17 protein-coding genes and 1 pseudogene are annotated in these 14096 nt (G+C 52.4%); 2 read left to right on the top strand and 16 right to left on the bottom strand.

The features are described from left to right. Positions 1-15 precede the first annotated feature (15 nt). Positions 16-741: a DUF1190 domain-containing protein gene (locus JL474_RS11840; RefSeq protein ID WP_203142211.1), complete on the bottom strand. Its 726-nt coding sequence runs from the start codon at positions 739-741 to the stop codon at positions 16-18. A gap of 166 nt (positions 742-907) precedes the next feature. On the opposite strand from JL474_RS11840, the gene JL474_RS11835 reads away from it, so the two are divergent. Together JL474_RS11835 and JL474_RS11830 are read left to right on the top strand one after the other, a co-directional pair. Beyond that, positions 908-1393: a hypothetical protein gene (locus tag JL474_RS11835; RefSeq protein ID WP_203142210.1), complete on the top strand. Its 486-nt coding sequence runs from the start codon at positions 908-910 to the stop codon at positions 1391-1393. Positions 1394-1539: 146 nt separating this feature from the next. Then, positions 1540-2343 carry a hypothetical protein gene (locus JL474_RS11830; protein WP_203142209.1) on the top strand — a complete coding sequence of 268 codons (804 nt, stop codon included), beginning with the start codon at positions 1540-1542 and terminating at the stop codon, positions 2341-2343. A 92-nt stretch (positions 2344-2435) separates the two neighbouring features. On the opposite strand, the gene JL474_RS11825 is transcribed toward JL474_RS11830, so the two are convergent. From JL474_RS11825 to JL474_RS11760, 15 genes and pseudogenes are all read right to left on the bottom strand, one after another. Next, positions 2436-2714: a hypothetical protein gene (locus tag JL474_RS11825; RefSeq protein WP_203142208.1), complete on the bottom strand. Its 279-nt coding sequence runs from the start codon at positions 2712-2714 to the stop codon at positions 2436-2438. Positions 2715-3653: 939 nt separating this feature from the next. Continuing rightward, a complete protein-coding gene (locus JL474_RS21720; RefSeq protein WP_203142207.1) occupies positions 3654-4211 on the bottom strand; it encodes a hypothetical protein in 558 nt (185 codons plus the stop codon). A 165-nt stretch (positions 4212-4376) separates the two neighbouring features. Further along, positions 4377-5252 carry a hypothetical protein gene (locus tag JL474_RS11815; protein ID WP_203142206.1) on the bottom strand — a complete coding sequence of 292 codons (876 nt, stop codon included), beginning with the start codon at positions 5250-5252 and terminating at the stop codon, positions 4377-4379. Between the two features lie 140 nt (positions 5253-5392). Beyond that, positions 5393-6340 (bottom strand): hypothetical protein, encoded by a 948-nt coding sequence (locus JL474_RS11810; protein WP_236012203.1) that lies wholly within the window; start codon positions 6338-6340, stop codon positions 5393-5395. A 66-nt stretch (positions 6341-6406) separates the two neighbouring features. Further along, positions 6407-7282 carry a hypothetical protein gene (locus JL474_RS11805; protein ID WP_203142205.1) on the bottom strand — a complete coding sequence of 292 codons (876 nt, stop codon included), beginning with the start codon at positions 7280-7282 and terminating at the stop codon, positions 6407-6409. Between the two features lie 140 nt (positions 7283-7422). Then, positions 7423-8298, bottom strand: coding sequence for a hypothetical protein (locus tag JL474_RS11800; RefSeq protein ID WP_203142204.1), 876 nt, complete (start codon positions 8296-8298; stop codon positions 7423-7425). Continuing rightward, positions 8273-8698 (bottom strand): hypothetical protein, encoded by a 426-nt coding sequence (locus JL474_RS11795; protein ID WP_236012202.1) that lies wholly within the window; start codon positions 8696-8698, stop codon positions 8273-8275. Before JL474_RS11795 ends, JL474_RS11800 begins: the two co-directional genes overlap by 26 nt. Positions 8699-8881: 183 nt before the next feature. Then, positions 8882-9683, bottom strand: a pseudogene (istB, locus tag JL474_RS11790) (IS21-like element helper ATPase IstB). After that, positions 9680-10165 (bottom strand): Mu transposase domain-containing protein, encoded by a 486-nt coding sequence (locus JL474_RS11785; RefSeq protein WP_203142203.1) that lies wholly within the window; start codon positions 10163-10165, stop codon positions 9680-9682. The pseudogene istB and the gene JL474_RS11785 overlap by 4 nt, the downstream one beginning before the upstream one ends. A 51-nt stretch (positions 10166-10216) precedes the next feature. Then, complete coding sequence (locus tag JL474_RS11780; RefSeq protein ID WP_203142202.1) at positions 10217-10579, bottom strand: hypothetical protein; 363 nt, start codon at positions 10577-10579, stop codon at positions 10217-10219. Positions 10580-10675: 96 nt separating this feature from the next. Then, positions 10676-11695: a hypothetical protein gene (locus JL474_RS11775; RefSeq protein WP_203142201.1), complete on the bottom strand. Its 1020-nt coding sequence runs from the start codon at positions 11693-11695 to the stop codon at positions 10676-10678. A 103-nt stretch (positions 11696-11798) separates the two neighbouring features. Then, positions 11799-12347, bottom strand: a complete 549-nt coding sequence (locus tag JL474_RS21540) for a hypothetical protein (RefSeq protein ID WP_236012201.1) — start codon at positions 12345-12347, stop codon at positions 11799-11801. Positions 12348-12395: 48 nt separating this feature from the next. Beyond that, entirely contained in the window at positions 12396-12797 is a 402-nt protein-coding gene (locus JL474_RS21535) for a hypothetical protein (protein ID WP_236012200.1), read from the bottom strand. Positions 12798-12848: 51 nt separating this feature from the next. Then, positions 12849-13772, bottom strand: a complete 924-nt coding sequence (locus JL474_RS11765; protein ID WP_203142200.1) for a DNA ligase — start codon at positions 13770-13772, stop codon at positions 12849-12851. Between the two features lie 87 nt (positions 13773-13859). Continuing rightward, positions 13860-14093 carry a hypothetical protein gene (locus JL474_RS11760; RefSeq protein WP_203142199.1) on the bottom strand — a complete coding sequence of 78 codons (234 nt, stop codon included), beginning with the start codon at positions 14091-14093 and terminating at the stop codon, positions 13860-13862. Positions 14094-14096 lie beyond the last annotated feature (3 nt).

The raw sequence follows: 14096 nt of genomic DNA, 5'->3' as shown, positions 1-14096 counted from the left end.
CAAAGAGACACCCCATTATCCCGTGGCCCTGGCCATGTAGGTTCGCGCTGTTGCCCCAAAGCCGCCCCGCTGCGCCGACAACCCGGAAAGAGGCGTTGTGCGCCCGGCGACCATTGACGTGGACCGGCGCAAGGCCCCCTTAACATTCGACCGCCCCACATAGCCGCCGCCTGCCGTAAAGAAGTGCCAGCCGTATGAGGAATAATAATGACCATTACCGGAATCCGACGACGACTCCAGTGCCTCGTCGGACATCCCGTACACCGGCTGCAAGTCATCCTCACTCACTTGGGCCAGGGTCAGTGTTTCCCCATCAGCCAAACGCTTCAGAACCGCGGTATCGACCAGCAGGCCAGCCATTTCTGGGTGCGCCACGCCCTCTCCGTCCCACTCACATCCGGAAAAGCTGTCTGCAGGGCACCAACTCCCGTCGCAACTCTTCCGATCGACAAAGTGTCCAAAGTCGGACTCGCATGCTTCCATCTTCTTGTATTGAGGAGATACGGCCTTATGCCGGCTTCGTGCCTCTGCCCACAAAGCCTGGCACACGTCAGGCTTCAGATCCGTTTGTTCACTGCAATCAGCTACACTGCGTAATACACGGAACTCTGAATAAAGCGGATCCCAATTGAAAATGACAAAAGGCGTCGCCCCCATCAAAACCAGAGCGAGTTGGCTGGCTCTTTTTTGCCGACGCGACGTCGAAACAAGCGTTGAATGCTCATTCTTGGAAGGTGTCATGAACGTCCCTGTTCAATCTGGAAATCAGGTGGCAATTTATTGATCGACCCGCCATAAGTCAATGCGGCATTAAACTGACTTCCATGACGATACATCAAGCGCTAAACTGTCGCGCTCTAGATGCGCCCAGGAAGGGCCGCCAAGATTTCTCTGCCAAGGATTGCGTATGTCTTACTCCTCCAAACAGCTGACACCGTCAGACTGCCCCTACGAAATAGACCGGGTCGACGTCGTCAAGACGTATCAAAGTCAGAAGAGCGCCTCAGCGGTCATCGCGGCCATCGGCTACATTGTTCTCGCCATCGGCGGCCTGACGCTACTCCTCGGTCCTGATTCGGTACGGGTCAGCTATTCCGGACCGACCTTTTCCCAGTTCATTCTTCTGTATCCAGGCCCGATCACCTCCGTCGGCTTCCTGATTGTCTTCATAAGCTCTCACATCGGTGCCGACGGCCCATCAAAAGTGGAAAACCACATCAAAGAGCACTATGTGCTCTGCGATGAAGACGGGAATACGGCAACGGATGCCATCCTCGCCGGCGAGATGCGCCCCGATGGCGGCCTCATCCTACATCGTATCCCCCTGACTGATACAGCGCCTCAAACCGAAGATCCCTCCGGGGCGGAAGCAGAAACCACGAAACCGTCGTAGCCGTCTCGAACCTGGGTGCAAGAAAGACCTTTGCAGTGGCTATAACGTTTCGCACTCTGGTTTTCAAATCAGGAAATCGCTTCAATTTTCAGTTAAAACAGCCTCATAGCTCGTGTATACAAGCTTGCCAGCGAAGGTAAGGAATGATGCCAGAATCAGCTCAGAACGATGACTCACCAGACCACACAAACGGTGCAGACGCGCCCAGCGGCTACCGAATGGTTTCCCACGGCGCCCCTGGTGGACGCATTGATCGCTCTGTATCTTACTCTTGGAGTATTCCAATACCGTTCCTGAAGCAGCGACTTGATCCAGACGAGAACGGCAACAGCCTCTATCAGGGGGAAGGAGAGCTCAGCTCCCAGACAAGGTCTTCCGATTTCAACTACGTCGTTTCGCTGCTACTGCTGTTATTGCCCGGGATCGTCTATGTCTTCTCGATGGGCGAATATACAAACCCCAACCTTTGGTTCGGCACCTTTATCGGCTCTATTTTCCTTGTGAAATCGCTCAGAAACAGCCTGGGCTTGCACCGGTTCGGCGCTACCCGACTTAGACTGGAAGCCGCCCCCGTCATTGGAAAGAAACTTTCTGGTCGCATTGCATTCGTGAGGGATCTCCCAAAGAACCAGCCGATCAAACTCAAGCTCATCTGTTACGAGGGCGTCAAACGCAACACCACCTCTGGCTCAAGAACGGATTATGTCGAGTACTGGCGTGCCGATTACAGCACCCGCCTCCAGAACGACCAGAGCAAGCAGGCATTCTTCTTCAGCTTTGACGTCCCTGCCGACCTCCCTCCCAACGACATGTTTGAATTTCGCTGGTCGCTTGAACTTGAGGGACAGGTTGGAAGGCACAGGCTGGCCCGAACGTGGAGCGTCCCGATGGAGCTTCCACTGGAGGCCAGCGATCATGCCCCAATCGCAGAGGATCGGCAGCGAACTTAGACTACGCAATGGGGAAACCACCTCTCAATCCCTGTGGTTGTTTGTTCCATTTCCTTGATGAACGTTCCGACTATACAACGACGACTCCCCAGCTAGTAGCTCGCGTAAACCGTCTTCTCAGCCATGATGTTCGGCCGGCTCAGGGTGCGCAGTGCGTGGACTCGATAGTGCATCTCGCGCTCGCAGGCCTTGAACGTGTCGTCGTCCATATCGCGCCAATAGCGTTCCGGGCGGTTGGTTTGCCGGTCGTGCTCGGCCGTGACCGGGTCCAGGTGGCGGCAGGCTTCCCAGATCGGGATATCGGGCAAGGGCTGGGTCACGTCCATGTAGTTCTGGACGAAGTCCCAAAGGGCGTAGCAGGGCTCAGGCATACTGGTCGCTCCACCGACAGCCCCCACACCTGCTTCACACTTGCTGTAACGATGGAACAAATGGAGACGGTTCAGAATCCCGGCCCGGTCACCACGGGTACTGACCCAGGCGTCAAATTCCACAAAGGGGGCTTTAAAAACCTCAGGCTTGCCACGGGGAATAAATGGAAATTTTGGAGGGTAGGACCACACGGTGACCATGCCGGTGCGGCGTTTCAGCTCCCATAGAGGGCCTTTTCCTGCCTTCAAAAACCAGCCTAAACACAGCTTACCTAAAACCCAAGAACTAACCCAAACTCCAATTGGAACTCCAAACATTAAAGCATTTGAGCGCCAGTCATCGTATATTAGACTATGCCAGTAATCACTTTTGGATGTAAGAAATGATCCTATAATAAAACCCAAAATCATTAGAGGACCAAAAATAATAATAATAAATCTGGAAATGATTTCAGTTAAATTTAATATCTGAAATCGCTTGGCCAAAGGCGCATATCGAAAGCATTCATGATCCATTTTTCCCTGGTAACCAGTCCCTTCTAACGGATCTCCATGTTTTTCATGTCGACGAAGTAAACCCGGTGAAGCTTGAGAAAAAATGGTCAAAGGGATAACTGTTTCGGTGTATCCCCATGGCAAACGTGCAGTGCCGACGCGCCCCAAAGCTGATTGGTTATAATCCTCCCGCTGTGAAGGTTGCTCTGGTATGCACTCTGGCCGGTATGCTGTTTCCGCGTAATGAACAGCGGCTTGGTTCTGCTTCTCGAAAACACTACCCACGTTGAACCACCTTTTCATCGAACCAGAAATCTTTACCCGTTTCCGAAAAATCCGGCGTTGTATGCTCTGGATCCGCCTTATCATATGTCAACGGATCGTCTGGTGGCGGTGCCGGGAACACCACATCACGCCCCTCGTCCTGAACATGAATCTGAGCCCTTACGCTCCACGCATAGGTATACAAGTTTGTTCGCGTGCCTCCGAACCGGCTTTTCTTTTCAGCTCTGGGTCTGCCTGAGACCTAAGGGGTCTACCTTTCTGCGGTGATGTCAGTGTTTGAACCATGGCCGCTTCGCGCAGGTTTGGCACACTCTGCTCCATCTTGTCTTCGAGACTGTCCCACGGGAATTCAGCGATCTTTGTCATGTGCTCGGCGCTGTCCACCGGGTCCAGCTTGCGCACTACGCCAGACAGCTCGGAAAAGGTCCCGCGTCCCATCCACGGCTCGCCATCCAGAGGTACCTCCGGAAAATCCCGGGTAAACCAGGTCGGCGGATGAAACGCATGGCCCTGACGCGAAATCAGGTGCTCACCGTCCCAGTAGGCCCGCACACCGTCGAGCTTTTTGCTGACCCAGTAGCCTTTGAGGGCATCGCCCTTTTCGTAGACCTGGGCCAGGGTAAGTTGTGGTTTTTCGGCGTGGAGTTCAGACGCGGGGAACAGCAGGGCAAGGCCAAACAGAATTGGCAGCCAGCGCTGGTACAGCGGGGTGGGCATTTCACGGTCCTTGTGGTGAATTAAGGGTTTGCTTGTGTGTCGGATTCCCGTCCTTGGGAGGATGTCGGAAGATTTGATTACAACGGTTAGATACTCAAGCACCGAAATCAGGAGCAGATAGCCGGTCTATCGCGCAAAATATTTCTCATTCTGTTGCTAACAAACTTAGTAATAATTATTTTTCCCAAATACGGCTTCAATTTTTTCGGGCCATTTAAATTTAAACGGTGAAAATTTACCCCAAATAATAGTGGGGACCAAGAAAAGCACACTCACATAATCAACAACAAACATAAACAATGATTTATTGCGCATACTTTTAACATAAGAATCGTAGTTGGCAGCAACCAGATTTTCTCGGTCCTCTCTCACCAAACCTTCATCAAAATATCTGACTATAAAATTCCACTTTCTATATAGATGGTCTTCTTTAAAGTATGAAGAAAACCTCAATCTTTGCAGTTTTCTCTTTGGTTTCTTACCGCAAAAATAAAAATCACTTCTTAGATACAAATGAGAATAATATTGCCGATCCCACATAACACAAGAACCAAAGTACTGAAGACTATATGAAAAAGTAACCTCTAACTTTTCCCACGGAATACGATAAAAAGTTCCCCGATATCCTACGTATACGAACGCCTCTTTTCGATCAATACGGATGGGTAATGTCAGTGGAAAAAAAATCTCGTATACAAAAAACGCAACCCATAGAGGCACCACCAAAGCTACAGTGGCCATGAAGACTCCGTAATAAAATTGACCGACCATCCACATCACAAAAAGAACAAAAATCATGAATAAGTTAATCAGTGGGAGCAGCCCCCTCCTCAGAGTTAAGAAAGCGGGCCGGACATCCATGAATCGTTCATCCGCATAGGCAACAGCATGGTCCATATCTTCCGAGGAATCAGATATGCCATCCACTTTTCGAGCTGGCGGACTCGCAAGCCTGGCACCGAAAGTGCGAAACCGACGGATATCGAGTTGCTGTTCCAATTCAGTTTTTGGAAAATCACAACTCAAAGGTAAATCGCTCATCGACACTCGGTTCCTCTACATCGTTTCAATCCAGAATAATTCGGAGCCCGTTTTCAAACGTGACTTTCCGGTTATCCTTCTCACTCGGCCGTCAGTTCACTAGGGCAGAGCGCAATGTTAAGAAAACTTCGATTACTAAATCAGTAATAATCAAACTCTCCAAATATATTTTCAATTTCCTTCGGCCATCTATATTTAAACGGACTATATTTAGACCATACGATACTCGGCATAAATAATAAGAAGAGTACATTACCGAAAACACGTCGTCCCGTTTGGCCCTTCACATGCTGATTGTAAGAGTCGAAATTTGCTCCATAGAGATTCTCTTCATCCTCTTCAACAACTCCTTCGTTGTAATATCTGACAATAAAATTCCATTTTCGATACATATCTCCTTCCTTAAACCCGGAAGAAATTTTCTTGCGTTGCAAGGGCATCTTGGGAGGCTTCCCGCAGAAGTAATGCTTTTCCCGCATGAATAGGTGGGAGTAATATTGCCGCTCCCACACAACACCTGAGCCCAGATACTGCCAATTATAAGAAAAAGTCACTTCCAGCTCGTCCCAAGGAATCCGGTAGAAGGTACCCCGGTGCCCCACGTAAACAAATCCCTCCTGCCGGTCGATCCGGACCGGCAGAGTGTACGGAAACAGAAACTCAAACAGATAGGCGGCTACCCAGACTGGGCTGAAGGCGAGCAGCACCCCAAGCAGTGCCTTTGAATAGAGCAGACTAACAACCCAGCCTACCGCCAAGGCAATAATCATGAACATACTCACAATCACTGGAATGGATCTTCTAAAAGACAAGAAGGTGGTACGGATATCCATAAACCTCTCGCTGATGCAGGCGACTCCATAGTCCATCTCTTTCGAGGAATCGGACACCCCCGCCACTTTCCGAGCCGGCGGACTGGCAAGCCGCGCACCATGGGTGAGGTACCGCTTCTTTACCAGCTGTTGCTCCAGGTCCGTTTCCGGAAAATCACACCTCAAAGGCGAGTCTTTCATCGACACCCAGTTCCTCCACATCGTTGCCGTCCAGAATAATTCGGAGCCTGTCTTCACCCGTGACTTTCCGGCCATGCTTCTCATACTCGATCCGCAGTCCAATGGGGTAGAGCGCGGTGACAGGAAATTTTCAACCCGGAATCAGTAATTGTTAGCCTTCCCAAAAACCTCCTCAACCTCTTTCGGCCACTTGTACTTGAAAGGGGTAAATTTCCACCAAATCATGGTTGGCATAAATACAAGAAACAACAAGTAACTAAAAATACGCCTCCCCAATGATTTTTGGGTTATGTATTTACGGTATGTATCGTAATTAGCCATAACAAGATTGTCAGCGTCCTCCTCAACCATTCCTTCGTTATAATACCTGACAATAAAATTCCATTTCCGATACATATCCTTTTCCTTAAACCCGGAAGAGATTTTTTTACGCTGCAAGGGCATCTTGGGGGACTTCCCGCAAAAGTAATGCTTCTCCCGCATAAACAGATGGGCATAGTACTGCCGCTCCCATACAACCCCGGAGCCGAGATACTGCCAGTTGTAGGAAAAGGTCACTTCCAGTTCGTCCCAGGGAATCCGGTAAAAAGTCCCCCGGTGCCCTACGTACACAACCCCTTCCTGGCGGTCGATCCGCACGGGCAGCGTGAGCGGGAAGAAAATTTCGAACAGGTAGATGGCCGCCCAGACAGGCCCAAAAGTAACCAAGACTGCCAACGGTGCCTTTGAAAAAAACAGGCTAAGCCCCCCGCCCAATGTCAAGACAATCATCATGAACAGATTTACAATAGCCAATTGGAATCGCCTAAAGATCAAGAAAGCCGTGCGGATGTCCATGAACCGTTGGTTGATGTAGGCGACACCATACTCCATTCCTTCCGAGGAAGCCGACACCCCTGCCACTTTCCTGGCTGGCGGGCTGGCGAGTCGCGCATCATGAGTGCGGTACAGCTTCTTTTCCAACTGTTGTTCCAGATCTGTTTCCGGAAAATCACACTTCAAAGGCGAGTCTTTCATCGACACCCAGTTCCTCCACATCGTTACCGACCAGGATGATACGGAGCCCGTCTTCACCCGTGACTTTCCGGCCATCCTTCTAACTCAGTCGTCAGTTCAATAGGGCAGAACGCAGTGTCAGGAAAACCTCGATTACTGGATCAGTAATAGTTAATCTTCCCAAAAATCTCTTCAATCTCTTTCGGCCACTTGTATTTTAAGGGTGTATACTTCGACCATATTATGGTCGGAATAAGCAGAATGAGAAGAGAATACTCGACTATGCGTTTTCCTATTGAACTGGAAGCTAGATCCTTACGAAGCGAGTCAAAATTCATCCCGGCGAGATGATCGATGTCTTTTTCAACAACCCCGTCGTTGTAATACCTGACAATAAAGTTCCATTTCCGATACATATCCTCCTCCTTAAACCCGGAAAAAACCTTCTTGCGCTGCAGAGGCATCTTAGGGCGCTTCCCACAAAAGTAATGCTTTTCCCGCATGAATATGTGGGCGTAGTACTGCCGCTCCCACACTACGCCAGAGCCCAGATACTGCCAGTTGTAGGAAAAGGTCACTTCCAGCTCGTCCCAGGGAATCCTGTAGAAGGTGCCGCGGTGCCCTATGTAGACGACCCCCTCCTTAAGGTCGATCCGGACCGGCAGCGTGTACGGAAAGAAGATCTCGAACAGGTAGACGGCCACCCAGACAGGACCAAAAGCAATCAATACTCCGAGTAAAGCCTTTGAAAAGAACAAGCTAACGACCCAGCCCAACAGCAGGACAATGATCATGAACAGATTTATGATGGCTGGTATGGCCCTTCGAAGAGACAAGAAGGCAGTCCTAATGTCCATGAACCCTTCACTAATGAAAGCAACGCCTTGGTCCATATCTTCCGAAGAATCGGACACTCCCGCCACCTTTCTGGCTGGGGGGCTGGCGAGCCGTGCACCATGAGTACGGTACCGCTTCTTTTCCAGCTGTTGCTCCAGGTCCGTTTCCGGAAAATCACACCTCAAAGGCGAGTCTTTCATCGACACCCAGTTCCTCCACGTCGTTACCGTCCAGAATAATTCTGAGCCCGTTTTCACCGGTAACCTTCCGGCCATCCTTCTCGTATTCAATCAGCATTTCCAGTTGTTCCCACTTGTTGTGATTGTAGTGAGTAAACCGGTAAAGCAGACCATGGGAAGCGGACTCTTGTCTCTTTCGGTCATCGAACAAGTGGCTAATTTCATTTGAATCGTCATCTGAGAACCAGTGGGTATTCGCCTCGAACAGTTTTATAGAAACGACACATGTCCCTTCACTGTATCCCGGAAAGTACACTGCAAAGCTCGTGAACTCCGACAGGACCTTAAGCTCCCCCTGCCGGGTCGTATCCCAATACCTGGGCATGTGTTCGGTTATTCGCACTATGGGCGAAAACAGCATGTAATAGAATGCATCCAGCTCCGCTTCAAAATATTTACGAACTTTCCCGCCATCGTCCGGGGATGCGATGGTTCTGCTGTCCTCCAGCAGCTCCGTGTTCGATGGCCTGGACTGTTCATCCCAGTAGTGTCAACAACAGCGAAGTTTGACCGCTTTTTATCAGTCTAGATTGTCCGGTTTTCATCAGTTTTCAGTGTCCGGTTTTTGAGGCTCAGCGTCGTCAGAGACCTCCTGTTGTTGGCTCGTACCGGGAACAAGGCCGGCCTTCCGTTTGTCCTTTAGCCGGTAGCTCTCGCCCTTGATGTTCAGAGTCGTTGAGTGGTGCAACAGCCGATCCAGAATGGCGGTGGCAATGACCTGGTCCCAACACCTCACCCCAGTCCATAAAGCTCTTGTTCGAGGTCAGGATGGTGCTGGCTCGCTCATAGCGCCGGTTGATCAGACGGAAGAACAGGCTGACCTCCTCCCGGGTCATGGGCAGGTAACCGATCTCGTCAAGCACCAGCACCTTTGGGTAGATCAGTTGTTGAAGCTGTCGGTCCAGCCGGTTTTCCTGCCGGGCTTTGACCAGTGTGCTCACCAGGCGATCCAGGGTCATGAACAGGACGCGATGGCCCGCTTCAGCAGCCTTTACGCCTAGGGCGACGGCCAGGTGGGTTTTGCCCACACCCGGTGGCCCCAGCAGGATCACACTCTCGTTGCGCTCCACGAACCCCAGGCCGGAGAGTTCCCGCACCAGCTTGCGGTCAATGCTCGGCTGGAAGCTGAAGTCAAACTGCTCCAGGGTTTTGATCCAGGGCAGCCGGGCCTGCTTGAGGCGCGTGTCCAGGCCTTTCTGGTGGCGGCCACCCCATTCCTGGGCCAGGGCCTGTTCCAGGAACTCCCGGTAGTTCAGGTCCTTCTTGCTGGCGTGTTCGCACAGGGTATCCAGGGAGGCTTGCGGATGGTCCATTTTGAGCCGGCCTAGGAGTTGGTCCAGGTTCATTGCAGCACCTCCTCATACACCGCCAGGCTTCGGCGCTGCACGGGCATCACCTCTTGCCACAGCGGCTCGTGGTGTTCAGCGACGGTTTGCCAGCCTTGCCTGCGATCGGTCATCCGGTGACGGGCGACTTCCTGGCCCCGGAGGTCGTAGACGGTGAGTTCACCGTCCAGGCTCATGAGGATGTTGACCCGTTGACCACAACACTCGGCCGGTACGCTGTAACGTTTGCCCCGCACATCGATGTAGGCATCCCAGCCCACATGGCGGATGTCGTAATAGCGGGTATCGACGTCCGTTGCCGGACGAGGGCTGAGTTGGTGGAGCTCTTCCTCGAAGCGCTGAGCCGCAGATTGCTGGAACTGGCGTAATCTCCGCTGACGGGCATAGCTGCTCAACCACTGTTCCAGTAACTGGTTCAGGTGCGCGTAGCTGTCGAAGCTGCGATAGCGCTGGAAGAAGTGGTGCTTCACGTAGCTCACCATGCGCTCGGTCTTGCCCTTGGTCCTGGGCCGGCAGGCCCGGGCGGCGAAGCCTTAATGGTTGGCCAGTTCCAGGAAGCCGGCGTTGAAGACGATCTTGCCATCCCGGTCGTGTCGAACCACCGCGGCATTCTGGTTATCGACCAGGACGCTGGCCGGAACACCGCCAAAATCCCGGGTAAACCAGGTCGGCGGATGAAACGCATGGCCCTGGCGGGAAATCAGGTGTTCGCCGTCCCAATAGGCCCGCACACCGTCCAGCTTTTCGCTAACCCAGTAGCCTTTGAGGGCATCGCCCTTTTCGTAGACCTGGGCCAGGGTGAGTTGCGTTTTTTCGGCGTGGAGTTCAGACGCGGGGAACAGCAGGGCGAGGCCAAACAGAATTGGCAGCCAGCGCTGGTACAGCGGGGTTGGCATTTCACGGTCCTTGTGGTGAATTAAGGGTTTGCTTGCGACTTAGCGTCCCGTCCATGGGACGTCATTGAGTAACGCTATTTGCGGTGATGTCAGTGTTTAAACCATGGCCGCTTCGCGCAGGTTTGGCACACTCTGTTCCATCTTGTCTTCGAGACTGTCCCACGGGAATTCAGCGATCTTTGTCATGTGCTCGGGATACCCTTCCCGTTTCCACCAGTCCAGGTCCAGTGTGACCCAATAATCCGCAGGTCGACCCCGCTTACCGGCGGCATCATAGGCCGCGGTTGTGGGGTCGAGGGACCGGTAGGCTTCCAGGGCCGGGATATCCGGCAGGGGCTGGCTCACGTCCATGTAGCGCTGCAACTGGTCCCAGACGGCATAGAGCTCGGTCTTTCGTCCCTGCGGAACGGTAGCCACCTCCGTCTGACGCCCCCGATAACGGTGTCGAAGAACCAGCTTATAGCTCACCGGGCCATTCGGTTGGACGTGATAGGCGATATAAGGATCGAACTCGATGAAGGGGGCCTCGAAGGTTTCCTTACCCCAGTAGGTGCGGAATTTGATTTTTCCCGTCGTACGGAAAAAACCGCAACCGAGATCGCGAACCATGATCTCTGGATAGCGCTCCAAGAGCCACATGAAGGGATAACGAAAAGTAATATGAAGAATTACCAAACCAAAAAACAATATTGAAATAAGTTTCAATGTAATAAAAAAATCAGCAACGCATATGCCTATAAGAAAACTGCCTAAACAAGCGAACGAAAAAAAACCGAAAACGAACCTATCTCCAAGAGTACCGGCAAACATTAGTATAATTTCCCAGCGCGTCTTAATGAGATTGGCCGGCTTCCCTTTATGATCCCAGGGAGGGCCAGCCAAGTTCATTTCACCTTGTGCCCGATCCTGAAAATGCTTCACAACGTCTGGGCTAACGTCCCCGTCTAAACCAGCGTAACTGCCAGTAGGCAGCCGCTCGACAAAATTCAGCCCTTCCAGGGTGCGAGCAAAACCACCCGGATCACTCAGCGGGGCCTGGCGCGGCAAGGCATCGGAGCGATAGGCCGTTTCCGAGTATGAAGCCCCGCTATGTTCACTCTTCTCAGGATCAGTCAACCCCCTGATCCTCCATCATCTTTGAAATTGAATGCTCCCCCCAAAGTCGTAGAGAAACAGGCCGCAACTGCCGCTGTTCAACATCCAGATCGTCCATCATTGATCAGGCCAGGATACTACCGCGGGGCGGTTCATTGGCGGGTATCCCCCTGCCTTCAATACGAGCATCCATAATGCAGGGGCGATTCCAATTTGCGTTGAGTAGTCGCGCTCGATATTTTGATTCGTAATGCTCCCGCCAGGATTCCGGCGTGATTTTGCGCCAATGGAATGGATCACGCCCGGTACGGGCGTCCTCTTCGGCGGTTACTGGATCGCGATGACGGAAGGGCTCAAAAACCGGCACGTCCGGCAGAGGGTGACTCACGTCCATGAACTGCTGGACCATGTCCCAGTAGGCGTAGACATCTTGCGGATTCATCGCATTGGTTAGCAGTCCTTTCATCCAAAGCTGTTCCTCGCTGTAGCGATGCTGGAGGACAAGATTGTAATAGCGACTACCACGGCCGGAAGGGGAATGGACACAATAGGCATCGAACTCGATAAAGGGTGCGGTAAAAACCTCTTTCCGGTTTTTTATGCGGACCAACCCTTCGCGACGATAGAGACCTGTTGGATTTGCTCTTTGCGCTTTTTCGGAAACTTGAGCCAACAATAGCCTTCCATACTTCCCTAGGACGTATAGCGCCGCTATAACCACCTACATAATAGTGAAACTTTGAGCAATAGTATACAGCGCGGACAACCTCAATTCATCAACAAAATAAAAAATAATGCTAAAAAAAAGGGGAAATAAAGCGAGATAAAACAAAAGAACAGCGCATATATGAATCATATACAACAAAGACTGAAAACCATTTAAAAACCCTTTACCTATAGAAAAACTTTCTTCATTCCAAGGAAATCCATCCTCAGCGTCATTTTCGTTACTGAAAAGACTTGCATAGGCAAGTTGCACTTCCACCGCATTAGGTACGACTGGCGTTTGATAATGCCCCCAAGAGAGCCGCTCAAATACCTTATCCAACTTTGGATGCCCGCCGCTGGGTAAAATCGGAATATCATCGAACCGATAAGCCGTTGGCTGGTATGCCTCCATCATAAAACTCCTTTACCACTCAGGACCAGACACATGAATTGCGATGTATTGCTCTCATCGAGCAGCATCATGTGGCGACTTTGTCGAACAGAATGCCGCGCAGAGTCTGCCCCCATTTCCGACCGGCTCTTCATTCCGGACCCGCATAAAACTCGCGAACCGCGGTAATCCGGTCGACGTCAGCCCATAATATTTGTAAGTCACCGTCGCCCCGATCGCCGGAGGATCCGCACGCTGCTCATCACTGAACCCGCTACCCAGCTTGAACCGGCGGCCATCGGAACGCTCCACCACCAGTGCGCCCAGCATGCCCTCGTATTTCCCCTGCCCCGGCGAATAGCCCACCACCGTGGCCTCGGCATCCTGATACCGCTTCACCTTCAGCAAATCGTCCGAGCGACCGGCTTCATACAGGGCACCGCCACGATGTAGCATCAGCCCTTCACCGCCCTCATCAACCACCTCGTCCAGACGCGCCATCAACGCCGCCCGCGTGGTTGCCGGCGTCTGTTCGATCATAACGAGGTAGGGTGATGGCGAAGGCTTGAGCAGCGACCGCATGCGCGCCACCCGCTCCGAAAACGGGCGATCACTCCCGGGCAGATCAAAAATCTCGTAATGCACCTGCCGCCACTCGCTGTCCACCGGCTCCAGCTTGCGCACCACCCCGGACAGCTCGGAAAAGGTCCCGCGTCCCATCCACAGCTCGCCATCCAGAGGTACCTCCGGAAAATCCCGGGTAAACCAGGTCGGCGGATGAAACGCATGGCCCTGACGCGAAATCAGGTGCTCACCGTCCCAGTAGGCCCGCACACCGTCGAGTTTTTCGCTGACCCAGTAGCCTTTGAGGGCATCGCCCTTTTCGTAGACCTGGGCCAGGGTGAGTTGTGGTTTTTCGGCGTGGAGTTCGGAAGCGGGGAATAGCAGGGCGAGGCCAAACAGAATTGGCAGCCAGCGCTGGTACAGCGGGGTGGGCATTTCACGGTCCTTGTGGTGAATTAAGGGTTTGCTTGCATTTCAGTTTCCCTTCCCTGGGAAACCACTCAACGATTAACCGTGTAACGGCTAGTAGCTCGCGTAAACCGTCTTCTCGGCCATGATGTTCGGTCGGCTCAGGGTGCGCAGTGCGTGGACTCGATAGTGCATCTCGCGCTCACAGGCCTTGAAGGTGTCGTCGTCCATATCGCGCCAGTAGCGTTCCGGGCGATTGGTTTGCCGGTCGTTCTCTGCTGTGACCGGGTCCAGGTGGCCGTAGGCTTCCCAGATCGGGATATCGGGCAAGGGCTGGGTCAAATCCATGTA

It is taken from the genome of Marinobacter mangrovi, from assembly GCF_016798325.1.
In the GTDB taxonomy this organism is placed as follows: Bacteria; Pseudomonadota; Gammaproteobacteria; order Pseudomonadales; family Oleiphilaceae; genus Marinobacter_A; species Marinobacter_A mangrovi.
This window is presented reverse-complemented; position numbering and strand designations above follow the sequence as displayed.